This window comes from Amycolatopsis heterodermiae, assembly GCF_034929455.1.
Lineage (GTDB): Bacteria > Actinomycetota > Actinomycetes > Mycobacteriales > Pseudonocardiaceae > Amycolatopsis > Amycolatopsis heterodermiae.
Genome location: NZ_JAYFSI010000017.1, coordinates 75,923 through 98,564, shown reverse-complemented (window position 1 = coordinate 98,564; position 22,642 = coordinate 75,923). Strand labels below are relative to the sequence as shown.

At 72.3% G+C, this 22,642-nt stretch carries 19 protein-coding genes; 10 read left to right on the top strand and 9 right to left on the bottom strand.

The annotated features are described in order from the left end of the window. Nucleotides 1-218: 218 nt before the first annotated feature. From VA596_RS45135 to VA596_RS45115, 5 genes are read left to right on the top strand one after another with little or no spacing between them, the layout of a single operon-like run. Nucleotides 219-1,406 (top strand): CaiB/BaiF CoA transferase family protein, encoded by a 1,188-nt coding sequence (locus VA596_RS45135; RefSeq protein WP_323336256.1) that lies wholly within the window; start codon nucleotides 219-221, stop codon nucleotides 1,404-1,406. Continuing rightward, nucleotides 1,403-2,212, top strand: a complete 810-nt coding sequence (locus tag VA596_RS45130) for an HpcH/HpaI aldolase/citrate lyase family protein (protein WP_323336254.1) — start codon at nucleotides 1,403-1,405, stop codon at nucleotides 2,210-2,212. Before VA596_RS45135 ends, VA596_RS45130 begins: the two co-directional genes overlap by 4 nt. Then, nucleotides 2,209-3,030, top strand: a complete 822-nt coding sequence (locus VA596_RS45125; protein WP_323336252.1) for a cyclase family protein — start codon at nucleotides 2,209-2,211, stop codon at nucleotides 3,028-3,030. Before VA596_RS45130 ends, VA596_RS45125 begins: the two co-directional genes overlap by 4 nt. Beyond that, complete coding sequence (locus VA596_RS45120; RefSeq protein WP_323336250.1) at nucleotides 3,027-4,430, top strand: MmgE/PrpD family protein; 1,404 nt, start codon at nucleotides 3,027-3,029, stop codon at nucleotides 4,428-4,430. The genes VA596_RS45125 and VA596_RS45120 overlap by 4 nt, the downstream gene beginning before the upstream one ends. A 49-nt stretch (nucleotides 4,431-4,479) precedes the next feature. Continuing rightward, a complete protein-coding gene (locus VA596_RS45115; protein WP_323336248.1) occupies nucleotides 4,480-5,802 on the top strand; it encodes a cytochrome P450 in 1,323 nt (440 codons plus the stop codon). Nucleotides 5,803-6,244: 442 nt separating this feature from the next. Here VA596_RS45115 and VA596_RS45110 read toward each other — a convergent pair whose 3' ends face one another. The 3 genes from VA596_RS45110 to VA596_RS45100 all read right to left on the bottom strand — a co-directional run bounded on the left by VA596_RS45110 (nucleotide 6,245) and on the right by VA596_RS45100 (nucleotide 9,653). Then, nucleotides 6,245-7,282, bottom strand: a complete 1,038-nt coding sequence (locus tag VA596_RS45110) for an ion channel (protein ID WP_323336247.1) — start codon at nucleotides 7,280-7,282, stop codon at nucleotides 6,245-6,247. 126 nt (nucleotides 7,283-7,408) lie between these two features. After that, nucleotides 7,409-8,731: an NtaA/DmoA family FMN-dependent monooxygenase gene (locus tag VA596_RS45105; RefSeq protein WP_323336245.1), complete on the bottom strand. Its 1,323-nt coding sequence runs from the start codon at nucleotides 8,729-8,731 to the stop codon at nucleotides 7,409-7,411. Nucleotide 8,732: 1 nt separating this feature from the next. After that, on the bottom strand, nucleotides 8,733-9,653 hold the full coding sequence (locus VA596_RS45100; RefSeq protein WP_323336243.1) for an ABC transporter substrate-binding protein: 921 nt from the start codon (nucleotides 9,651-9,653) through the stop codon (nucleotides 8,733-8,735). 364 nt (nucleotides 9,654-10,017) lie between these two features. Here VA596_RS45100 and VA596_RS45095 point away from each other — a divergent pair, with 364 nt between their 5' ends. From VA596_RS45095 to VA596_RS45080, 4 genes are all read left to right on the top strand, one after another. Then, nucleotides 10,018-11,757 carry a mediator complex subunit 15 domain-containing protein gene (locus VA596_RS45095; protein ID WP_323336241.1) on the top strand — a complete coding sequence of 580 codons (1,740 nt, stop codon included), beginning with the start codon at nucleotides 10,018-10,020 and terminating at the stop codon, nucleotides 11,755-11,757. Between the two features lie 163 nt (nucleotides 11,758-11,920). Further along, a complete protein-coding gene (locus VA596_RS45090) occupies nucleotides 11,921-13,963 on the top strand; it encodes a cellulose binding domain-containing protein (protein ID WP_323336239.1) in 2,043 nt (680 codons plus the stop codon). Nucleotides 13,964-14,100: 137 nt separating this feature from the next. Continuing rightward, on the top strand, nucleotides 14,101-15,618 hold the full coding sequence (locus tag VA596_RS45085; RefSeq protein WP_323336237.1) for a DUF2235 domain-containing protein: 1,518 nt from the start codon (nucleotides 14,101-14,103) through the stop codon (nucleotides 15,616-15,618). Nucleotides 15,619-15,680: 62 nt separating this feature from the next. Further along, nucleotides 15,681-16,559 (top strand): hypothetical protein, encoded by an 879-nt coding sequence (locus VA596_RS45080; RefSeq protein WP_323336235.1) that lies wholly within the window; start codon nucleotides 15,681-15,683, stop codon nucleotides 16,557-16,559. Here VA596_RS45080 and VA596_RS45075 read toward each other — a convergent pair. Both VA596_RS45075 and VA596_RS45070 read right to left on the bottom strand, forming a co-directional pair. Next, a complete protein-coding gene (locus tag VA596_RS45075; RefSeq protein WP_323336233.1) occupies nucleotides 16,535-17,494 on the bottom strand; it encodes a threonine ammonia-lyase in 960 nt (319 codons plus the stop codon). The genes VA596_RS45080 and VA596_RS45075 overlap by 25 nt on opposite strands. A gap of 11 nt (nucleotides 17,495-17,505) precedes the next feature. After that, on the bottom strand, nucleotides 17,506-17,976 hold the full coding sequence (locus VA596_RS45070) for a YdeI/OmpD-associated family protein (RefSeq protein WP_323336231.1): 471 nt from the start codon (nucleotides 17,974-17,976) through the stop codon (nucleotides 17,506-17,508). 142 nt (nucleotides 17,977-18,118) lie between these two features. Here VA596_RS45070 and VA596_RS45065 point away from each other — a divergent pair, with 142 nt between their 5' ends. Next, nucleotides 18,119-19,345 carry a helix-turn-helix domain-containing protein gene (locus VA596_RS45065; RefSeq protein ID WP_323336229.1) on the top strand — a complete coding sequence of 409 codons (1,227 nt, stop codon included), beginning with the start codon at nucleotides 18,119-18,121 and terminating at the stop codon, nucleotides 19,343-19,345. 57 nt (nucleotides 19,346-19,402) lie between these two features. On the opposite strand, the gene VA596_RS45060 is transcribed toward VA596_RS45065, so the two are convergent. Genes VA596_RS45060 through VA596_RS45045 form a run of 4 tightly spaced genes read right to left on the bottom strand, consistent with a single transcriptional unit; the run spans nucleotide 19,403 to nucleotide 22,641 of the window. Beyond that, complete coding sequence (locus VA596_RS45060; RefSeq protein ID WP_323336227.1) at nucleotides 19,403-20,038, bottom strand: cyclase; 636 nt, start codon at nucleotides 20,036-20,038, stop codon at nucleotides 19,403-19,405. A gap of 32 nt (nucleotides 20,039-20,070) precedes the next feature. Further along, entirely contained in the window at nucleotides 20,071-20,454 is a 384-nt protein-coding gene (locus VA596_RS45055) for a helix-turn-helix domain-containing protein (protein ID WP_323336225.1), read from the bottom strand. Beyond that, nucleotides 20,429-21,646, bottom strand: coding sequence for a lipase family protein (locus tag VA596_RS45050; RefSeq protein WP_410171978.1), 1,218 nt, complete (start codon nucleotides 21,644-21,646; stop codon nucleotides 20,429-20,431). The genes VA596_RS45055 and VA596_RS45050 overlap by 26 nt, the downstream gene beginning before the upstream one ends. 14 nt (nucleotides 21,647-21,660) lie before the next feature. Continuing rightward, on the bottom strand, nucleotides 21,661-22,641 hold the full coding sequence (locus VA596_RS45045) for an alpha/beta hydrolase (protein ID WP_323336221.1): 981 nt from the start codon (nucleotides 22,639-22,641) through the stop codon (nucleotides 21,661-21,663). Nucleotide 22,642: the final 1 nt, after the last annotated feature.

Genomic DNA, 22,642 nt, shown 5'->3' with positions numbered 1-22,642 from the left:
GTTCCGCTAAGCGAAACGCCAGATTTGTTGTCGGCTATCGTGACACCCGGCCCGACGTCAGGTCAACATCTGCGCATAACTTGACGGACGGGCGTGATCAGTGCGAACTTGGGGAACACGGAGAGACGTCACCACGAAACACGACGTTCACAGTTGTTCCCCCCGGCGAAACGGGCACCCAAACTCGGGCCGCCGGACGAGAAAGGCAGGTACGCCCCATGACGGGCGCTTTGTCCGGGATCCGGGTGCTCGACACCGCCACCCTGTTCGCCGGCCCGCTGGCCGCGACGCTGCTGGGCGACTTCGGCGCCGAGGTGATCAAGATCGAGCACCCGAAGGGCGACCCGGTCCGCAGCCACGGCGCGCAGCGTGACGGCGTCGGCCTCTGGTGGAAGATGCTCGGCCGCGGCAAGAAGGCGATCACCCTCTACCTCGGCTCCCCTGAGGGCCAGGAGATCTTCAAGAAGCTGGTGGCCGACGCCGACGTCGTCGTGGAGAACTTCCGCCCCGGCACGCTCGAGCGCTGGGGCCTCGGCTACGACGAGCTGCGCGAGATCAACCCCGGCCTGGTGCTCACGCGGGTGACCGGGTTCGGCCAGGTCGGCCCGTACGCCAAGCGGCCCGGCTTCGGCACGCTCGCCGAGGCGATGAGCGGGTTCGCCGCGATCACCGGCGAACCGGACGGCCCGCCGACGCTGCCGCCGTTCGGCCTCGCCGACGGAATCGCCGCGCTGACCACCGCGTACGCCGTGATGACCGCGCTGCGGGCGCGGGACCAGACCGGGCGCGGGCAGGTCGTCGACCTGGCCATCATCGAGCCCATTCTCACGCTGCTCGGGCCGCAGATCATCGCCTACGACCAGCTCGGCACGCTGCAGCCGCGCACCGGCAACCGCTCCACGAACAACGCGCCGCGCAACACCTACCGCACCCGCGACGGCAGCTGGGTCGCCATCTCCACCAGCGCCCAGTCGATCGCCGAGCGCGTGATGCGGCTGGTCGGGCGCCCGGAGCTGATCGACGAGCCGTGGTTCGCCAGCGGCTCGGAGCGCGCGCAGCACGCCGACCTGCTCGACGACGCCGTCGGCTCGTGGATCGCCGACCGCGACCGCGACGACGTCGTCAAGGCGTTCGAGGAGGCCCAAGCCGCCGTCGCGCCGATCTACACCGCCGCCGACGTCATGGCCGACCCGCAGTTCGCCGCGCTGAACAGCATCGCCACCGTCGAGGACGACGAACTCGGGCCGGTGAAGATGCAGAACGTGCTGTTCCGGCTGTCGGAGACGCCTGGGCACCTCACCACGGCCGGGGCGCCGCTCGGCGCGCACACCGCCGAGGTCCTCGGCCGGTACGGCCTCGGGGAGCCGGAACTGGCCGCGCTGCGCGAAAAAGGCGTGATCAAGTGATCCGCAGCTGGCTCTACGTCCCGGGTGACCGGCCGGACCGGATCACGAAGGCCCTGGCCGGCCCGGCGGACGCCGTGATCATCGACCTCGAGGACGCCGTCGCCGCGGCCACGAAGGACGACGCGCGGCGAGGGGTGCTGGACGCGTTGGGCGACGGCGCGACCGCGTTCGTCCGGATCAACGCGCCGGGCACCCCTGCCGGGGAAGCCGACATCAAGGCGCTCGCTTCCCACGCCCCGGCGGGCGTCCGGGTGCCCAAGTGCGAGGACCCGGGCGAGCTGCGGCGGGTCGCCAACGCGCTCGGCGTGCCGGTGTACCCGGTGCTCGAATCGGCGCTGGGCGTGGAGAACGCGCTGGTCATCGCCACCGCGCACCCGCTCGTCGCCGGGATCTCGCTGGGCGAGGCCGACCTCGCCGCGGACCTGCGGGTGACCGGCGGCGACGCGCTGACCTGGCCACGGTCCCGGGTGGTCGTCGCCGCGCGCGCCGCCGGGCTGCCGAGCCCGGTGCAGAGCGTCTGGACCGCCGTGCGCGACCTCGACGGCCTGCGCGCGAGCACCGAAGCCGGTCGTCGGGCCGGGTTCTTCGGCCGGTCGTTGATCCACCCCGCCCAGATTCGCGTGGTGCACGAGGTCTGCGCGCCCGATCCGGCCGAGACGGCGTGGGCACGCGAGTTGCTCTCGTCGGCTGGTTCGTCCGCCTGGATCGACCACAACGGACAGTTCGTCGACGCCGCGATCGTGGCGCGCGCCCGCTGGGTGCTCTCGCTCGCGGAGGCGGAAGAAAAGGAAGGCCAGCACTCATGACACGTCCCCAGGATCCGCTGCTGTCGGCGGTCGCCGGCGGGGTCCGGCTGATCGAGCTCGGGCAGCCGTTCTTCACCGGCATGCCCTGCTCGCCGAATCACCCCGGGTTCCGGATGACGCTGATCCGCCGCCACGGCGACATGCGCCGCCCGGACGGCGGGTCGGCCGCCAACGAGATCATCGTGACCGGCGGGCACGTCGGCACCCACATCGACGCGCTCTCGCACGTCAGCCACGACGGCAAGCTGCACGGCGACGTCGACGCCGCCGAAGCCCAGCAGGGCGGCGTGTTCCGCACCCACGGCGCGGAGAACCTGCCCGGCCTGCTGCGGCGCGCGGTGCTCCTGGACGTGGCCGCGGTGCACGACGTCCCCACGCTGGAACCGGGGTACGGCGTCACGGCCGACGACCTGGACGCGGCCGCGAAGCTGGCCGGCACCGAGCCCGGCGACGGCGACGTCGCGCTGATCCGCACCGGCTGGGCGCGGAACTTCGACGACGCAACGGCGTACATGGGCAAGGAGACCGGCGTCCCCGGCGCGACGACGTCGGCGGCGGAGTGGTTGGCGGCCCGCCGGGTCGTCGCCACCGGCGCGGACACCACTGCCTACGAGCAGATCCCGGCCGGCGCCGGGCACGCCGTGCTGCCGGTGCACCGGATCCTGCTCGTGGAGTCGGGCATCTTCATCCTGGAGCACCTGAACCTGGAGGCCGTCGCGGCCGAAGGGGTGCACGAGTTCGTGTTCGTGCTGGCGCCGCTGCGGATCGTCGGCGGCACCGGCTCCCCCGTGCGTCCCCTCGCGGCGGTGTCCGCATGACCGCGACGATCGTCCAGCAGCTGGCCGCGTTCGCGACGTCGGTGCGGGCCAAGGGCCTGCCGCCGGAGCTGCGGGACGACGCCGCGCGGCGTGTGCTCGACGTCCTCGGCAACAGCCTGGCCGCCACCTCGGAGCGTCCCGCGGCTGCCGTCGGCGCCCTGGTCCGGGAGTGGGGTGGCACCGGCCGGGCGACCGCAATCGGCACCGGCGACCGGCTGCCCGAGCCGAGTGCGGCGCTGCTCAACGGCACCCTCGCGCACTCGCTCGACTTCGACGACACGCACCTGCCGTCGGTGCTGCACCCGTCGGCGTCGGTGGTGCCGGCCGCGCTGGCCGTCGCGGAGTCCCGTGGCGCGACCGGGGCCCAGCTACTCGACGCGATCGGCGTCGGCGTCGAGATCACCGTGCGGCTCGGGATGGCGGGCTACGACGAGGAACTGGGCAACTCCGTGTTCTTCGAGCGCGGCCTGCACGCGACGGCGATCTGCGGCGCCCTCGGCGCGGCGGCGGCCGCGGCCATGCTGTCCGATGTGGACGATTCGGGTATCGCCGACGCCATCGGCATCGCGGCCAGCATGGGGTCGGGGCTGCTGGAAGCGAACCGCACCGGCGGGACGGTGAAGCGCATCCACTGCGGCTGGGCGGCCCACGCGGCCGTGACCGCGGCGGGCCTGGCGCGGCACGGCATCACCGGCCCGCCCACGGTCCTGGAGGGCCGGTTCGGGCTGCTGCAGGCGTTCTGCGGCGACCAGTCCGATGTGGACGCGATCGTCGACGGCCTCGGCGAGCGGTGGGAGCTGCCGGGGATCTTCTTCAAGCCGTACCCCTGCAACCACTTCACGCACGCGGGCATCGACGCGGCCCGGCGGCTGCGGGCCCGAGGTGTCGACCCGGCGGAGATCGTTTCGTTGGAACTGGGCGCGCCGACGTCCGTGCTGCGCACGATCGCCGAGCCGCGCGAGGACAAGATCCGGCCGAAGTCGGGCTACCACGCGGCGTTCTCCGGCCCGTACACGGTGGCGGCCGGCCTGCTGGGCGGTGGCGGGCTCGGCGTCTTCCACGACGACTTCACGGACGAGGCCGCGGCGGACCCGGCCCGCCTGGAGCTGGCGGCGAAGGTGACGTGCGTCCCGGACGCCCGGTGCGACGAGATCTTCCCGCACCAGTTCCCGGCGGTCCTGCGCGTGCGGTTGCAGGACGGCCGTGAGCTGGAGGAACGCGTCGACGCCAACCGCGGCGGCCCGCAGAACCCGCTCTCGGCCGACGAGCTGGCCACGAAGTTCCGCCTGAACGCGGCCCGGGTGCTCCCGGCCGAGGTCAGCGGGCGGATCACGGAGCTGACCTACGGCCTCGCCGAGCTAAGCGACCTCACGGAGCTGACCGGTTTGCTGCGCACCTGACGATCTAGGCTGGACCGGACCCGAGTCCTGCGGCGAAGGTGGGAGAAACGTGACCCGGTTCGGCAAAACGGTCGTCGAAGGCGCTTTGGGGCGGACGAAGCCGGTGATCCGGTGGGGGCTGGGGCACGCGCTGCCGCGGGCCGTGCTGCTGCGCCAGGCCCGGCGCGGCGACCTGCAGGGCCGGCTGGTGGACGACGCCGCGGCCGGGCGGGACCTGACCGGGCTGTTCGACGAGATCCGCGCCGCCGGGCCGGTCGCCCGCACCCGGTTCGGCTGGATCACGACCCACCACACCGCCGTCCGGGAGGTGCTCTCCAGCGACGACTTCCGCACCGGCGTGCTCGGCTCCGACGGCTCCGCGCTGGGGCGGCTGATGGAGTGGTCGGCCGGCGAGTACCTGCACCCGGTCCGGCCGCCGTCGCTGCTGGCGGTCAACCCGCCCGAGCACACCCGCTACCGCAAGCTCGTCACCGGCGTGTTCACCGCGCGCGCCGTCGAGCAGCTGCGCGGGCGCGTCCAGGCGATCGCCGACGAGGTGCTCGGCCGGATCGACCCCGCCGGGCCGGTCGACCTCGTGGAGTCGTACTGCGGGCTCCTCCCGGTGACGGTGATCAGCGAGATCCTCGGCGTCCCGGCCGCCGACGTGGGCAAGGTGCTCTCCCTGGGCGCGGCGGCGGCGCCGAGCCTCGACCTCGGCCTGGGCTGGCGCACGTTCCGCGACGTCGAGACCGCACTGGCCGAGTTCGACACCTGGCTGGGCGAGCACCTGGACCACCTGCGCCGCCACCCCGGCGACGACCTGTTCAGCCGGCTCGTCGCGGCCCGCGACGACGGCGTCGGCCTCACCGAGGCCGAGCTGAAGTCGACGGCGGGCCTGGTACTGGCGGCCGGCTTCGAGACGACGGTCAACCTGCTCGGCAGCGGCATCGCCCTCCTGACGGAGCGCCCGGACCAGCTCGCGGTGCTGCGCGAGCGTCCGGAGCTGTGGAGCAACGCGGTCGAGGAGGTCCTGCGCCACGACCCGCCGGTGCTGCTGACCGGCCGCGTGGCGGTGCGCGCAACCGAGGTCGCCGGCGTGCCCGTGCCGCGCGGAGCGGTGGTGACGACGGTGCTGGCCGGCGCGAACCGCGACCCGGGCGTCTTCACCGACCCGGCGACGTTCAACGTCACCCGGGAGGGCGCCCGCAACCACGTCTCGTTCGGCGCGGGCCGCCACCACTGCCTGGGCGCCACCCTGGCCCGGATGGAAGGCGAGATCGGGCTGAGGACGATCTTCGACCGGTTCCCGGCCCTGGCGTTGAGCCCGGGAAGCCGCCGCCGGGAGACCCGCATCCTGCGCGGTTACGAGTACCTGCCGGCCACGCTCGCCTAGGCGCTGCGCTGCGCCCGTTCGGCACGGTGCCCGCCGCTCCACTCTCGGTAGTGGCCGCTGCGGTCACTGTGCCGGCCATTCCGGCCGCCATATTGGCCACACCGGCCGCCGTGCCGGCCACACCCGCCGCCGTGGTAGCCACTCCCGTCACCATGTCGGCTACTCCGGCCGCCGCGCCGGCCACACCCGCCGCGCTCCGGCCGCCGTGTCAGCCACTTCGGTCACTGTCAGCCACACCCGCCGCCATGCCGACCACACCCGCCGCCGTGGTGGCCACACCCGCCGCCATGCCGGCCACACCCGTCACCGCTCCGGCCGCCGTGGTGGCCACCCCCGTCACCATGTCGGCGGTTCCGCCGCGGCGGTACGAGCCGCCGACCGCCGCCACTGCGACCGGCCAAGTCGGCGGCCGGGGTGGCACACCCGGCGATGAGGCGATCTCTCAACGGGATGCGCCGGTCAGGGCCCGTTCGATCTCGTCGCGGCCGAGGGCGCGGGAGCTGACGTAGTAGAGCACCGCGCCGGGTGGCAGGTCGCCGTCCCAGGGCGGGTTCACCGTCAGGCCGCGCTCGCCGCGGACGGCCAGCACCGTGGCGCCGAAGACCTGCCCCAGCGTGGCGCGGCAGTGCTCGGCCGACAGCGCGCCGAGGCGTTCCGGGAGGGTGACCGAGTACGTGCCCGCGCCGCCGCTGGTCATCAGCTCGGTGTAGACCTCGGCGATCCCGGGCGACACCACCTCCTCGGTGATCATCCGCGGGGTGTGCCACTGGACGCAGGTGATCCGTGGGTCGACGTAGCCGATCAGCTCGGCTCGTTCCATGTCACGCATGGTGACCACCACGTGCGCCGCGGTGGTGGCGTGGTCCACGAGGACCGCGACGGCGAGCGCCTCGTTGTCGTCCCGGACGTCCACGAGCACCGTGGCGGCCCGCTCGATCCCGGCCCGCGACAGCACCTCCGGCGCGGTGAGCTCGCCACGGACGAACTCCACGGGCTGGGCCGGCATCGGGTGCACCGTGACGTCCTCGCCCGCGCAGAGCGCCAGCCCGGTGACGCCGTCGGCCAGCAGCTGCGCCACGATCCGCTCGGTGCGCCCGGCGAGGTAGCCGACGAGCACGACGTGGCCGCTCAGCCGCACCGGTTCCATACCCTGCATCCGCCGTCCCTTCGCTTGCTCGAGCAGCGTCGCGAGCCGGGTGAAGACCGTGGTGAGGGTGGCGATCCCGCCGACGATCACGTACGCCCCGACGAAGTGCCCGGCCACCGTGTCCGGCGAGAAGTCGCCGTACCCGACCGTCGACGCGGTCACGACGAAGTACCACCAGTAGTTGCCCGGCTGCACGAGCTCGCTGCCGGCCGGCTCGGCCAGCACCATCAGCGGCCAGCTCGTCACGAAGACGAACACGACGACGGCGACCGGCAGCGCCCACCCGGCACGCAGGATCCAGCGGGCGAGGAGGCGGGACAGGATGAAGGACACGCCCCTCCTCCCGCCACGCCGAACGTCCCTTGAGGACAGTTCCGATCACGACATCACACGCCGGGACCAGGCACAACGGGCTTTACCGGACCGTGACGACCACGGTCCACTGTGTCCGGACCCCTTTCACGGGCGGGTGCCGGGGCGCGCCAGCCCCAGGTGATCGCGCAGGGTCGGGCCCGAGTACTCGGTGCGGAACCGGCCCTTGCGCTGCAGGATGGGCACGACGTGGTCGACGAACGCCGTCAGCTCGTAGGGCAGGGTCGAGCCCATGATGGTGAAGCCGTCGACCGCGCCGGCGTCCTGCCACTCCATCACGTGCGTGGCCAGCTGTTCGGGTGTCCCGACGAAGTGGGACTGGCCGGCGCCGCTCCTGAGCTGCAGGGCCACCTCACGCAGGGACGCCTCCGGTTGCGCGCGCGACAGGGCGAACAGCTCCCCCGCGCGGCTCGACACGTTCGACGTCCCGGTCCACAGCTCGGCGGGCAACGGGACGTCCGGATCGAACCCGTCCGGGTCGAGCCCCGCCGTGTACAGGATGTTCTGCCAGCGGAACTCCGGGCTCGCCAGCTCCTCCAGCCGCCGGGCCTTCTCCTGCGCCTCGGCCTCGGTACCACCCAGCGTCACCATCAGCGCCGGGAGGACGAGTACGTGCGCGGGGTCCCTGCCCGCGGCGGCCGCCTGGGCGTGGAGCTCGGCCCGGAACGCGGCCGCCGCCTCCAGCGAGGGCGGTCCGGAGAACACCAGCTCGGCGTACCGCGCGGCCAGCGCGATACCGGCCGGCGACTGCCCGGCCTGGACCAGCACCGGCCGCCCCTGCGGCGAACGCGGGAACGGCAGGACCCCCTCGACGTCGTAGAACTCGCCGTGGAAGCGGGGCGCGTGGAGCTTGGCGCGATCCGCCCACACCCCGCGCTCACGGTCGCCGACCACGGCGCCGTCCTCCCAGCTGTCCCACGCGCGGGTCACGACGTCGACGAACTCGTGGGCCCGCGTGTAGCGGTCGGCGTGGTCGGGATGGGCCCGCTCGCCGAAGTTCGCCGCGGCCAGCGGCGTGATCGTGGTGACGATGTTCCAGCCCGCGCGGCCGCAGCTGAGGTGGTCGAGCGTCGCGAACCGGCGGGCCAGCTCCCACGGTTTGTTGTAGGTCGTGGAACCGGTGCCGATCAGCCCGATGTGGCTGGTGACCGCGGCCAGGGCCGAGAGCACCGAGATCGGGTCGAACTGCGTCTGCGGCAGGTGCGTGGCCCGGTACTCGGCGATGGCGATGTTGTCGGCCAGGAAGATCGTGTCCATCAGGCCGCGCTCGGCCGTGCGCGCGATGTCCGCGTAGTACGGCAGCCCGAGCACGCCGCGGACGTCGTCCTCGACGACGCGCCAGGCGGACTCGTGGTAGCCGTTCGGCCAGATGAAGGCGTTGAAGTGCAGCTGTCCCGTGTTGTCCGGCATGTCAGGCCAGCCCCTGCTGCGAAAGCCAGTCCTTCGCCACGTCCGCGGCCGGTTCACCGTCGGAGTCGACGCGCTTGTTCAGCTCGCGCATGCCGTCGGTGGACAGCTTCGCGCTCACGGCGTTGACGACGGCCGCGAAGTCCGCGCCCCGCGCGTCGAGCACCTTCTTGCTCACGGCCGGCACCACGTTCTCCGTGGGCACCATGTTCAGGTCGTCCTTGAGCGCGACGTACTTGGGGTCACCGGCCGACGGGCTCACCGAGTCCACCGGGATCACCGTGACGGCGCCGGAGTTCAGCTGCTGCACCCGCGGCCCGATCTCCTGGACGGTCTGGAACGACGCGTTCGTCAGCTTGTAGATGTCGGTGAAGCCCTTGAAGCACGTCAGCCGCTTCTCGCACTCCGGACCGCCGGCCAGGACGACCTTGTCGAGCTTCTTCAGGTCGCCGATGGTCGCGATGCCCTTCGACTGGGCGAGATCGGCCTTGACGATGTAGGTGTTCTTGTCCTCGGCCGGCGCGTAGTCCAGCAGGCCGATGCCGTCGGGCTCGAACAGCTTCGCCAGCTGGTCGTGCTCACCCTTCGCGTCCTTGACCGGCTCCTTGCCGAAGCCGGTCGTGATCGCCGAGCCCTGGTACTCCGGGATGAACTGCAGCTCACCGGACTTGAGCGACGGGTAGATCAGCTCACGCGAGCCCAGGTTGAGCTTCCTGGTCACGGGGTAGCCCTTCGCCTCCAGCGCGCCGGCGTAGATCTCCGCCAGGATCTGACTGTCGGTGAAGTTGAACGACGCGACGACGATCGGCGCCCCGCCCTTGCCCGGCGCGGCCGGTTGATCGGTGCCACCGCCCCCGCACGCGGTCAGGCCGAGGACGGCCACCGCCGCCGACGCGGTGATTCGGATGGTCCGGCTCCAGCGCACGTGCCCACACTCCTCTTTCCATGATCCAGACGAACGAACCCTAACCAGGGGGTACGACAAAACCCAGATGCTGGGACCGCCGGCGGCATAACCACCTTGGCCCGGTTTCGAAGGTTAGACGACGCGTGCTAACCTGTCAACATCTTCTTTGGAGGTTAGGGATGCCGTCAACATCGGGCCAGGGCGCCGGCAGTTCACCTCCTCATGACTTCGACTCTGATAGGAGCACATTGGTCCACAATGGACACTGATCCTGTTTTGCTTGGGTGATGGGCGTTTTCGCCGCCGAAGGGGAATCTGTCTGAACCACTCGGAGTGATCTCCCGTGTGCAGTGGTGAGGTGGCGACCCGAGAGGAGGGGCTGATGCCCCACGTGCGCACGACCGGACGACACCGCAAACCGGCGACGATCGGACTCGTCGCCCTGCTGGGAGTCGCGGGGGCGACCGCCACGGCGATCGCCCTGAGCAGCCCGGCCAGCAACGCGGCGACCGAGAACTGCGCCGGCCTGGACACGGCGTTGCAGAACAACCTGGGCTTCATCGCGGGCCAGCAGGCGGCACCCGACGCCCAGTCCGCGGCCCGGATAGCCAACCGCAAGGCGGTGGTCGACCAGATCGAGCAACGGCGCCAGGCCGCGGGCTGCGACGGAGCGGTGGCGGCGAACCAGGCGGCGGTCGACTGCGCGGCGGTGGCCGGCGCCGCCGACGGCACCGAGGTGGCCGAGCAGAAGGGCATGGCCGCAGACCAGAAGGGCGCGGCGGCGGACAAGGGCGCGGCCCAGAACGGCATGGGCGGCAAGAAGAACGGCGCCGCCAAGCAGAACGGCATGGCCGGGGCCGCAGAGCAGAACGGTATGGCGGACCAGAACGGTGCCGCCGAGAACGGCATGGCCGGCCAGCAGGGCATGGCGGGCAAGAACAAGGCCGCGGGCGAGAACGGCGCGGCCGATCAGAACGGCGCCGCTGAGAACGGCATGGGCGGCGCCGCCGACCAGAACGGCGCGGCACAGAACGGCATGGGCGGCGCCGCCGACCAGAACGGCGCGGCACAGAACGGCATGGCCGCCAAGAAGAACGGCATGGCCGCGAAGCAGGGTAACGCCGGTGCGGCCGACCAGAACGGGATGGCCGACCAGAACGGCGCCGCCGCGAACGGGATGGCCGACCAGCAGAACGTGGCGGACCAGAACGCGGCGGCCGACCAGAACGCGGCGGCCTGCGCGGTCGTTCAGCAGTGTCTGGCTCAGGAAGCCGCGGCCGTGGACGCCAACGGCATGGCCAACCAGGAGGCGGTGACCGGCGCCGCCGACCAGAACGGAGCGGCGCAGAACGGCATGGCCAACGGGAAGAACGGCGCCTCCGGACAGAACGGCATGGCGGACCAGAACGATGCGGCCGCGAAGAACGGGATGGCCGACCAGAACGGGGCAGCCGGGAACGGCATGGCCCAGCAGGGCATGGCGGGCAAGAACAAGGCCGCGGACCAGAACGGCGCGGCCGACAAGAACAGCGCCGCCCAGAACGGCATGGCCGACAAGAACAGCGCCGCCCAGAATGGCATGGTCGACGAGAACGGTGCGGCCGACCCGAACGCGGCCGACCAACAGGGTGCGGCGGCTCAGGACGTTGCCGCCGGGCAAGACTGTGCGGCTATTCTCCAGTGTGTTGCCGCTGCCGATCCCAATGCCGCCGCTGGCGATCAGCAGCAGGGTATGGCCACCGGGCAGAACGGGGCCGGTGCGCAGAAGGGCAAGGCTGCTGACCAGCAGGCCGTGGACCAGGCGGCGGCCGTCGCGGCCGGCTGTGTCGCGCAAGCCGCCGCTGGTGAACAGGCCACGAACACACAGGCTGCGGGGGACGTCGTCTGCGCCGGCTCGACCGTCACCCTCTCCGGTGAAGGGGGCACGCCCTCGGCGTCCAGCAACCAGTTTCCCGTCGGCACCATGCTGAAGGTCACCAACCTGGACAACGACAAGGCCATCACGGTCCCGGTGACCTCGACGTCCGGCAGCTGCGCACTGCTGAACAACGCCGCGTTCAACCAGATCCACGAACCCGGCAAGCAGCTCATCCGCAACGCGAAGATCCAGAAGGTCGGCTGACGACCCGGGGTGGGCACCGGCCAGGTGCCCACCCCGGCCGGCCTCGAACCAGGCGGCTCGGCGAACACCGGCGTTGACTTCCGGCGGTCCCGGTGGTTCGCTTTCTGGGAGCGCTCTCAGCCATCTGCATTCCGTCGATCCAGGACGAGTGAGGATGGGTTCCATGACAGCTCGACCACTTCGCCGCGCCACCTTGACGGCGGTCGCCGTGCTCCTCGGGGCGCTGCCCGGGGTCACCCCGGCCGCGGCCGCCGAGGCGGACGTCACCGTCACCGTGAACGCGCGGGCCGGCCTGGCCACCGTGCCGGACACCGCGCTCGGGGCCAACCACGCCGTCTGGGACAGCCAGCTCGGCACCGACACCGTGGCGGACCTGATGGGCGGCGCCGGCGTCCGGATGCTGCGCTACCCCGGCGGCTCCTACGGCGACATCTACCACTGGAAGGACAACACCGCGCCTGGCGGCTACGTCGCGCCGGGCACCGACTTCGACACCTTCATGGGCGGCGTCCGGCGGGCCGGCGCCCAGCCGATCATCATCGCCAACTACGGCACCGGGACCCCGCAGGAAGCCGCCGACTGGGTCCGGTACGCCAACGTCACCAAGGGCTACGGCGCGCGGTACTGGGAGATCGGCAACGAGCTCTACGGCAACGGCCACTACGGCGCGAACTGGGAAGCCGACGACCACGCCGACAAGAGCCCGACGGCGTACGCCAACGGCGTCGTCGCCTACGCCGAGGCCATGAAGGCCGTCGACCCGTCGGTCAAGATCGGCGCGGTGCTCACGACCCCCGCGAACTGGCCGGACGGCATCGTCGGTGCCGGCGACGCCGCGTCCTGGAACCAGACGGTCCTGTCGATCGCCGGCCCGCACATCGACTTCGCCGTACTGCACTGGTACCCGAGCGGCGCGACGGCGGCGGACGCGCTGACCAGGACCGAGCAGGTCGGCGACATGATGTACGAGGTCCGGCGCCAGATCGGGCAGTACGCCGGCGCCGACTCCGCGCGGATCGGGATCGCGCTGACCGAGACCAACACGCCGGTCGGCATGAACACCCAGCCGGGCGCGCTGTTCGCCGCGGACACCTACGGCGCGATGCTGGAGAACGGCGTGTTCACCGTCGACTGGTGGGACACGCACAACGGCGCGACCCAGGTGTCCACAGTGGAGGGACAGACCGACTACGGCGACATGGGCCTGCTCTCCAGCGCGACGTGCCTGGGCGGCGTCTGCGAACCCGCGCTCAACACGCCGTTCGCGCCGTATCACGCCTTGGCGATGTTCGGGCGGTTCGCCCGCCCCGGTGACCAGCTGGTGCGCACCGGGACGAGCGATCCGCTGGTCGCCGCGCACGCCGCCCGCCGGCCCGACGGCGACCTTTCCGTGCTGCTGCTCAACAAGGATCCCGGGAACGCCCACACGGTCGCGCTCGACTACGCCGGCTACACCCCGGCGGCCACCGCGTCGCAGGTGCTCACCTTCACCAACGGCGCGACGTCGATCGCGGAGACCACCGGCGGCAGCAGCGCGAGCCGGACGCTGCCGCCGTACTCCCTGACCACCCTCGTGCTGCACCCGGCGACCGCGGTCACCGGCGCCCCGGCCGCCCCCGGCCCGGTGACGGCCGGCCCGGTCACCGACCGGACGGCGACGCTCACCTGGCCCGCGTCCGCGCCCGGCGGCCGCCCGGTCGCGAAGTACGAGGTCTACCGGACCACCGGCGCGACCAGCGAAGAGTGGGGCGAGACGCCGGGAACGTCGTTCACCGTCGGCAACCTGGTCCCGGGCAGCCGGTACACGGTCAACGTGCTGGCGCGCGACACCGCGGGCAAGGTCTCCTGGGCCTCGCCGCCGCTGACGTTCACCACGGGCACCCCGGCGCGCAGCGACTGCGCGGCGCGGATGTCCGACGTCAGCGACTGGTCGAGCGGGTTCGTCGGCGGCGTGCACGTCACCAACACCGGCACGAAACCGGCGCCGAACTGGACGCTGACCTTCACGTGGCCGACCGGGCGCCAGCACCTCACCGGCGGCTGGAACGGGACGTGGACGCAGACCGGGACCACCGTCACGGTCACCTCGGCCACGGCTTTGGCCCCGGGTGAGAGCGCGGACCCGGGCTTCACCGCCGACTACGGCGGCCCGAACATCCTGCCGACGGCGTTCACCCTGAACGGCGTCGTCTGCGCCGCGACCTGACGATGCGGAGATGCCGGGCGGCGCGGCCGCCCGGTATCTCCGGCACCGCTCACCGCCTCCTCCACCCGCCGGGACTGTAACCACGGGAGAGATCGACGCGACTCCCCCAGCATCCCGAGTGGATCGAAGGTGGTCAGATGAGCGGGCCGGACACCCCGAAGCGGCATCTCGTCGTCTGCTGCGACGGCACGTGGAACACGCCTGACCAGCAGCAACAGGGCCAGCCCTCGCCGACGAACGTGGCCAGGATCCACAACGCCGTGGCCCGCGGGGACACCCAGCTGCGGTACTACCACCCCGGTGTCGGCACCGGGCCCGGAATGCTCGACCACCTGCAGGGCGGGCTGGTGGGCAAGGGCCTCTCGGAGAACGTCAAGGGCGCCTACGCCTGGCTCGCGCGCACCTACGAACCCGGCGACGCGATCTACCTCTTCGGGTTCAGCCGCGGGGCGTTCACCGTCCGCAGCCTCGGGGGCATGCTCGGCAAGTGCGGCCTGCCACCGTCGCTCAAGACCGCCGGGCCGAACCGGTTCTGGGCCAAGGTCGGCGAGCTGTTCGACGAGGACTACCGCGCCGACGCCGCCGCGGCGGCCGACGTCGTCCCGATCGAGTTCCTCGGGGTCTGGGACACGGTCGGCTCCCTCGGCATCCCCGACTGGCTGGGCCCGTTGAAGTTCTTCGAGGACCGGGCCGGGCACCTCCCCCGGTTCCACGACACCAAGCTCGGCGAGCACGTCAAGCACGCCCGCCAGGCGCTCGCGATCGACGAGATGCGCGGCCCGTTCGCGCCGACCCTGTGGACGAACCTGGCCGACGTCGGACCCGGGCGCACCGCGAAGCAGGTCTGGTTCCCGGGCGACCACAGCGACGTCGGCGGCGGGCACGACCGCACCGGCCTGTCCGACGGCGCGCTGAAGTGGATGATCGACGAGGTCGAGTCCGTGACGGAGCTGACCTTCGACAAGGCCATGGTCGACCAGATCAAGCCGGATCCCCAGGACGTGCTGCACAACTCGCTCCGCAGCGTCTACACGGTCCTGTGCCCGGCGCCGCGGGCCTTCCCGTTCATCACCCCCGGCTCCCCCGGCCTCGACAAGTCCGCCTGGGAGCGGCAGGCGGCGCCGCCGATCACCGCGGGGCCCTACCGCGAGGGCCGCCGGCTCGCGGTGGGCGAGTCCGCGACCGTCGACGTCTACGCCGGCAAGCCGTGGAACTGGACCGGGCTCTACCTCGAACCCGGCGAGTACACGTTCAGCGCCGAAGGCACCTGGCTGGACGGGAAGGTCGCGCACCACCCCGACGGCGCCGAAGCAACGTCCCGGCTCGACCTGCAGGACCTGCTGCACGCGCTGGCCACGACGTCGGCCTGGCTGCAGGCGCGGCTGGCCAAGCTCGACGAGAACGGCAAGGTGCGCTCGTTCGGCGGCCGCCGCTGCGAGGCCGAGCCGTGGATGGCGCTGGTCGGCGCGGTCGCGGCGCAGCACCTCGACGAGCAGGACGTGCTGCAGCCCCACGACCCGTTCCCGATCGGCGGTGGCCTGGCGAGCTGGACCAACCCGAAGCCGGGCTACTTCCACGCCTTCGCCAACGACAGCTGGCTCGGCTACACGGGCAACCGCGGCTCGGTCCGCCTGACGGTCCGGCGGCTCACCTAGAACCGGCCGGTATCAGGGAAATCCCCGATGCCGACGCCGGCCCGGATCCCTAGCTTCGGGGCATGATCCGACGGATGGTGCTGGTGTTCCTCGGCGCGGCGGCCGTGTTCCTGGTCCCGTGGACGGTCTACCTCGCCCACACGCTGCCCGACCGGTACGACACCGGCCAGTGGCGGACGGCCTGGGTGGGCTTCGACGTCGCGTTGCTGTGCTGCTTCGCGAGCGGCGCCTGGCTCGGGCTGCACCGCCGCCGGTCCGCCGTGCCGCTGCTCTCCGCGACCGCCGCGCTGCTGTGCTGCGACGCCTGGTTCGACGTCCTGCTCGACTGGGCCTCACCCGACCGGTGGACGAGCGTGCTCCTGGCCGTGTTCGGCGAGCTGCCGATCGCCGTGGTGCTGCTGGTCGTGGCGCGACGGCTGCTGGCCGGGACACCCCGGCGCGCGGTGTCGCCCCGGGACGTCGAGGTGCACACCGACCCGGGGCACGGGCGGGTGCTGCGGGCCCTGCCCGCCTCGGCGGACGACCTGGCCGCCGCCACCGGCCGCCCGCCGCCCGAGATCGCCGCGTCGCTCGACGTCCTGGCCGCGGGCGGTTACGTCGAGCGGCACGAAGACGGCGTCTGGCACGCGATCCCGCAGCACCTGCGCGAACCCCGGCCCGACGAGTTCGACGAACCGCACCGCTCGCTGGTCGCGGCCTACCTCGACGAGCTGTACGAGCGGGAGCTGCGCCTGCTGTCCTGGGCCGCGGCCCACCGCGAGGAGTTCGGCGCCTGGGCCGGGACGCAGCGGGCGAAGGTCCGGGTGACCGAACCGCAGCTGAGGGAGCTCGAGGCCGCGTACCGGGAAATGCTCGCGCCGTACTGCCACCAGCGGGGCGGTCCCGCGCCGGGCACCCGCGAGGTCGCGCTGCGCTTCTACGCGTTCCCCAGCCAGCGGTGATACGCGGGCAGGTCGACGTTGCTGCCGCAGACGAGGACGACCACGTGCCGTCCGGCGAAACGCTCGGGGTCCTCCAGGATCGCCGCGACGCCGAGGGCCGCCGACGGCTCGACGACCAGGCCCGCGTGCTCCAGCAGCAGCCGCATCCCGGCGATGATCGACTCCTCCCGCACCAGAAGCGCGTCGTCGGCGACGACGAGCAGGTCGGCCAGGACCTCCGCCAGCGGCAGCCGTCCCGCGACGCCGTCGGCGATGGTGCTGGTCGACTCCGTGGTCACGACCCGCCGGGCGCGCCAGGACAGCGTCATCGCCGGCGCGCCCGCCGGCTGGACGCAGAGCACGTCCACCGCGGGCGCGCGCTCCTTCAGGACGTGACCGACGCCGGTGGCGAGCGCCCCGCCGCCGAGGGCGATCAGCACGGTGTCGAACGACGGCGTGGTGTCCGTCAGCTCCAGGCCGATGGTCGCCGCGCCCTCGCACGTCTCGATGTCCAGGCTGTCCTCGACCAGCCGGATCCCCCGCTCCCCCGCGATGGCCACCGCCCGCTCGCGGGCCAGGTCGAAGTCGCCGTCCACCAGCTCCAGCTCGGCCCCGAGCGCGCGGATGCGGTCGAGCTTGGCGGCGGGCGCGGACCGCGACGCCACGACGGTGACCGCCACGTCTCGGCCCTGGGCGGACCAGGCGAGGGCCTGGCCGAGGTTGCCCGCGCTGGCGCACACCGCGGCACGCCCGGCGAGGCCGTTCACGACGAGCTCGGTGCCCCGGCCCTTGAAGCTGCGCACCGGGTTCGCCGTTTCGAGCTTGACGCTGACCCGGCAGCCGAGCGCGCGCCCGAGTGCGTCGCAGGGATACAGCGGGGTGTCGAGGAAGACCGGGTCGATGACCCCGCGGGCGGCTTCGATCCGGGCGCTGTCGAAGCGCGTTTCCGGTGGCACGGACGAGCCTCCTACGGCCGGGGCCGTTGCTTGGTCCCGGCCGCGAGCAGGCCGGTCACCTCGGCAATCCGGGCCGCGCGGACGTCCGGGCGGCCCTTCGTCCCGTCGATCCAGCGCAGGTAGGCCTTGCGGTAGAACTGGGCCAGCGTGTCGAAGAACGCGCCGGCCGCCGGGTCGGCCTCCAGGGCCGCCGCGATGTCGTCGGCGAGGTCACCGCGCTGCGGGCCTTCCGGGGCCAGCACGACCGTCACCTCGTCGCCGACCGCCGTGGCCGTGTCGCGCAACCACAACGGCGTCACCGTCAGCTCCCAGCCGCCGTCGCGCGCGGTCAGCCGGCCGCGGACGCGGCGGTCCCCGATCGTGCCGCCGACCGGGTGGTCGGCCTTCGCGCCCCACTCCGCGTCCGGGTCGAACGGCACCACGATGACCCCGGCACCGCGCGGACCTGCGGTGATGACGGCGTCGAACCGCTGCGCACCCATGCCCCGATCGTCGCACACGACGAGCCTTTAGCAGTCGCGCAACATCCGCGTCGCCGGGTTTCATCACCGCACCTCAGCCCGGACCGCCCGGTTTGCACGACCGCGGCGCGCGTGAGTCCATGACCGGGGAAGGAGCTCCGGCATGAGCGAACCGGCGGAGACGGGCAGCCAGGCCCGGACGCTGTGGGTGTCCCTGCCGGGCGAGGTCGCCCGGCGGTTCCGCCCGCACGCGGACAACCTCGGCAAGAAGATCCTCGAAGCCATCCAGCGTGAGGTGCCCGAATACGCCAAACCTCTCGAAGGCGCGTTCGGCACGGTCATCATCAAGGCGATCGAGGAGGCCGTCATCGGCTCCATCGACAGCATCGGCGGCCGCCCGCCCGGGCGGCACAAGTGGGACGAGCTCTTCCGGGAGGTGGGCCGGGGCGTCCACAAGGGCGGCGGCAGCCTCGACTCGCTGCAGGCGTCCTACCGCGTCGGCGGCCAGGCCGCCTGGCGCTACATCGCGTCGTGGGGCCAGCGCACCGGCATGCCCACCCCGATGCTGTGCGTCTGCGCCGAAGCCATCTTCGCGGTGATCGAGGAGATCTCCTCCTACTCCGTCGAGGGGTACACGGTGGCCCAGACGCAGGCCGCGGGCACGCTCGAACGCCGTCGCCGCCGGCTGCTCGACCTGCTGCTGGCCACCCCGCCGTCGCCCCCGAAGACCGTCGCCGCGACGGCGGAGGCCGCCGGCTGGCCGCTCCCGGAGCGGGTCAACGCCGTGGCCCTGCAGTCCCCCGCCGACCGGCACCACGACGACGAGCCGGGCCCCTCGCTGCCCGCCGACGTCCTGGTCGACCTCGAGAGCACGCAGCCGTGTCTCCTCTCCGCCAACCTGGAGCGCGACCTGCGGCTCCTGCAGCCGGCGCTGCGCGGCTGGCACCTGGCGGTCGGTCCCCGGGTGCCGCTGGCCGAGGCGGCGACGTCGCTGCGGTGGGCGTCCCGGACGCTGCAGCTGGTGCGGGAGGGGGTCATCGACGCGGGCCCGGTCGTGCACAGCGCCGACCACCTCAGCACGGTGTGGCTGATGCACGACGACTTCCTGCTCGCCGAGCTCACCCGCACCGCCCTCGGCCCGCTGACCGGCCTGACCGCGAAGCAGCAGGACAGGCTCGGCGAGACGCTGATGGCGTGGCTGGAGGGGCGCGGCAGCACGCCCGAGATCGCCGAGGTCCTCAAGGTCCACCCGCAGACCGTGCGGTACCGGCTCAACCAGCTGACCGAGCTGTTCGGCGATCGCCTCAACGATCCGGCGCAGCGGCTGGACATGCAGCTCGCGCTGCACGCCCACCGCCTGCGGGGCACCCGGCCGCTCGACGCCGGGTGACCGAGCCGTGGCGGCCGGGGTGACGCTCACCCGGCCGCCACGGCCCCGATCCGAGGATCAGCCGATCGTCGTGGTGGTGAAGACCGGGCTGGGGTTGGGGAAGCAGGCCGTCGGGGCCGAGATGTCGAAGATCTGGTTGACCACCGACGTGAACGTGAGCCCCGGGTCGCTGTAGCTCGTGCCCGCCAGCTTCGTCTGGATCGTGCCCGACGTGCCGGCCTTCAGGTGGAACGTGATGGTCGGCAGCTCGAACGCGGCCCCACCGGCGATCGGGCCCGCGAAGCTGAGCGTGGCCACTCCGCCGGACACCGCGATCGTCGGCGTGCCGGACCCCAGGCCGGAGCCGCCGGAGAGGGCCGAGCCGACGTACGTCGAGTTCGCCGGGACCGGCAGTTTCAGCGCGAAGTTCTTGACCTGCTTGAGCTTGAATCCCGCGACCGTGGCCGGCACGGTGTTCGGCGCCGGGTCGACCACGATGTCGAAGGCGGCGCCCGGCGCGACCGTGGCCGGCGCGGTGACGTCGGTGCCCTGGGTCAGGTTCGCCTGCTGCGGGCCGACGATCGGCGCGTTCGCCTGGCAGTCCAGGTTGACCGGGACGACGGCCGCGGACGCCGGGGCGGCGAGAGCCGCGGCGGCCGCACCGGCGACCGCCAGCACACCGAAGGAACGCAGAGCCGTGGTGGACTTCGTCATGGTGACCACTCCTTTGTGGATGGTGACGGGACCTAACGAACGGAGAAACGTCTTGCCGTGCGAGCGGTTTCAAGCAGTTCGGCGTACTCGACCAGCCGGGTGCGGTCCCCCTCGGCCAGGCACTGGTAGAGCCGGAGCAGCCGCGCGGGCTCGGACGGCGACCCGGCCGGCTCTTCGAGGAAGTAGCCGACCGGGCGCCGGTAGAGCGCGGCGAGGGCCTTCAGCTCCAGGCTGTCGACCTTGCGCGTGCCCGCCTCGATCCCGGAGATCGCCGACCGCGGCACGCCGAGCCGGCCGGCCACGGCGCGCTGGGTCAGCCCGTGGCTTTCGCGGCACGCGCGCAGCCGCGCGGCCAGGTCCTGCTGCTGCTCGTCGTGCACGGGCAGCCGGTCAGCAGTTGGACGGGGCCGGGTCACCGGCGAACCGCTTGACGATCCACTGGTGCGCGTCCCCGTTGCCGGCGAAGATGCCGGACAGGTGGTCGGAGACGTAGGTGTTCCACTGCTCGCGCACCCCGGCGGCGCAGTAGGTCTTGTGCAGCGCGTCGGCCTGCGGGGTGTTGACGATCTCGTCGGTGCTCGCGTGGTACTGGAACACCGGCACGCGCGGCGGGTTCGCGCCGAGCTTGTTCTGCGCCAGCCGGGCCTTCCACTGCGGGGTGTCCAGCGGGTTGGACGTCGTGTAGTCGCTGATCTTCTTGAACGGGTAGTTGGTCAGCAGCTCGACGACGCAGGCGTTCTGCTTGGCGTCGTTCAGCTGCTGGCGGCCGGTGTCGTTGAGGTAGGAGTCCAGTTTCAGGTCCGGGTACGCGGCGTCGAGCCCGACCGCGGCGAAGGCGAGGAAGCCGAAGCCGATGTACCCGTCGAGGCCCTTGGCGACCTCGGTCAGGTCGGCCGGGACCCCGCCCGCCGCGACGCCGACCAGGTTCAGCTCGGGGGCGTAGGTGGGCTGCTTCTCCCCCGCCCACATGGCGCCGCCGCCGCCCTGCGAGTAGCCCTGGAAGATCACCTTGGCCGTCTTCGACAGCTTGGCCGGGGAGAAGCGCTGCGCCGCGCGGACCGAGTCGATCACGGCCGGGCCCATCGACTGCCCGGTGATGTAGGTGGGCACGGTCGTCGGCGAGTAACCCTCGTAGTCGGTGACCGCGACGGCGTACCCGCTGGCGAGCGAGTCGTTGATGGCCGGCTGGTCGTAGAGCGTGCCGCGCTCGATCGCCTTGGACGGCGTGCACTTGAACGCCGGGCCCTGCGTGCCGACGCCGTAGCCGATGATCGGCGCCTTCGCCGGGTCGACGCCCTTCGGGACGAGGATGGTGCCGGTCACCGCGTCCGGCCGGCCCTGCCCGTTGGTCGAGAGGTACATGACCTCCCAGGCGTCGGCGTTGGCGGCGTTCATCAGCGGCACGGACGGGCGCCAGCGGAGGACGTCACCGGGCTGCCCGGCCGGCAGCGGGGCCGGGGCCTTGTAGAAGGAGTCGTCGAACGGCCCGGGCAGGCCGACCGCGGCCGGCGCTGCGGCCGCCGGAGAGCCGACGATCGCTACACCCACCGCCAGCAGCGACAGGCTCAGCAGAGCCAGGAGTACCTTGCGTTTCACCGGAACCTCCATCGGGGAAAGGACTTTCACGCGGGCAGGCCGAGCGCGTTCGCGAGGATCGGCCAGGAGTTGTGCAGGGCGCGCTGCCAGTACGGCCAGCTGTGCGTGCCGGGGCCGTAGTAGTCGACGGTCGCCGGGATCCCCTGCGACTTCAGCTTGTCCGTGAAGCTCTGGGACGTCAGCAGGGCCGACGGTTCCAGCGGGTCGGACTGCCCGGGCGGGTCGAGCGGGCCGGTCTGGCCGTTGCCGCAGGAGAGGTAGAGCGCGGTGCCGCGCAGGGCGTCGGTGTGGTCGTAGGGGTTGTGCGCCGACCAGATCGGCCAGGTCGCCACCTCGTCGCCCCAGAGGTCGAAGAAGTTGTAGAACCCCGCCCGCGCCAGGATTCCCTTGATGACCCCGGCGGTGCCCGGGAAGAGCGTGTTGGGCACGCCGCTGTAGGACGCCGCCGCGCCGAACATCCCCTTGTGCTGGAAGGCGTACGCGAGCGCGCCGTACCCGCCGATCGACACGCCGGCGACCGCGCGGCGCGTGCCGCCGTGGTAACCGCGCTCGACGATCTGGCGGACCTCGGCGGTGTGGAACGTGTCCCAGTCGGGCGTGTTCTTCAGGCCGAAGTTCCACCACTTCGTGTACATCCCGGCCGCGCCGTCGGTGGGCATGACGAGGATCGCGTCCTTGTCCGCGGTGAACGCCTTGACGTCGGTGAACTGGTCCCAGGACTTGTAGTCCACCGGCTCGCAGCAGCCGTGCAGCAGGTAGAGCGTCGGCCAGGTGCGCGTCGGCTGCGCCTGCCAGCCCGCCGGCACGATCAGCCGGACCATGCCCGTAGTGCCGAGGGCCGGTGAGCTGATCTTGAGGTCGACGGTGCGCGCGTCCAGCCACGTCTCCTGCGTCACCTTCGCGCCGTCGTCGGCGGTGACCGGGGCCGCGGCGGCCACCGACGCCGTGCTCGCGCCGATCAGCACGGCCGTGAGCACCGCCGCCAGTCCGGCCCGCTGGAGCTTCATC

Excerpts from the sequence above, each read along its gene's own strand:
- VA596_RS45090 (WP_323336239.1), top strand. The coding sequence starts at position 11,921 with ATGACAGCTCGACCACTTCGCCGCGCCACCTTGACGGCGGTCGCCGTG.
- VA596_RS45080 (WP_323336235.1), top strand. The coding sequence starts at position 15,681 with ATGATCCGACGGATGGTGCTGGTGTTCCTCGGCGCGGCGGCCGTGTTC.
- VA596_RS45105 (WP_323336245.1), bottom strand. The coding sequence starts at position 8,731 with ATGCCGGACAACACGGGACAGCTGCACTTCAACGCCTTCATCTGGCCG.
- VA596_RS45065 (WP_323336229.1), top strand. The coding sequence starts at position 18,119 with ATGAGCGAACCGGCGGAGACGGGCAGCCAGGCCCGGACGCTGTGGGTG.
- VA596_RS45085 (WP_323336237.1), top strand. The coding sequence starts at position 14,101 with ATGAGCGGGCCGGACACCCCGAAGCGGCATCTCGTCGTCTGCTGCGAC.
- VA596_RS45125 (WP_323336252.1), top strand. The coding sequence starts at position 2,209 with ATGACACGTCCCCAGGATCCGCTGCTGTCGGCGGTCGCCGGCGGGGTC.
- VA596_RS45120 (WP_323336250.1), top strand. The coding sequence starts at position 3,027 with ATGACCGCGACGATCGTCCAGCAGCTGGCCGCGTTCGCGACGTCGGTG.
- VA596_RS45135 (WP_323336256.1), top strand. The coding sequence starts at position 219 with ATGACGGGCGCTTTGTCCGGGATCCGGGTGCTCGACACCGCCACCCTG.
- VA596_RS45050 (WP_410171978.1), bottom strand. The coding sequence starts at position 21,646 with ATGGAGGTTCCGGTGAAACGCAAGGTACTCCTGGCTCTGCTGAGCCTG.
- VA596_RS45045 (WP_323336221.1), bottom strand. The coding sequence starts at position 22,641 with ATGAAGCTCCAGCGGGCCGGACTGGCGGCGGTGCTCACGGCCGTGCTG.
- VA596_RS45095 (WP_323336241.1), top strand. The coding sequence starts at position 10,018 with ATGCCCCACGTGCGCACGACCGGACGACACCGCAAACCGGCGACGATC.
- VA596_RS45070 (WP_323336231.1), bottom strand. The coding sequence starts at position 17,976 with ATGGGTGCGCAGCGGTTCGACGCCGTCATCACCGCAGGTCCGCGCGGT.
- VA596_RS45060 (WP_323336227.1), bottom strand. The coding sequence starts at position 20,038 with ATGACGAAGTCCACCACGGCTCTGCGTTCCTTCGGTGTGCTGGCGGTC.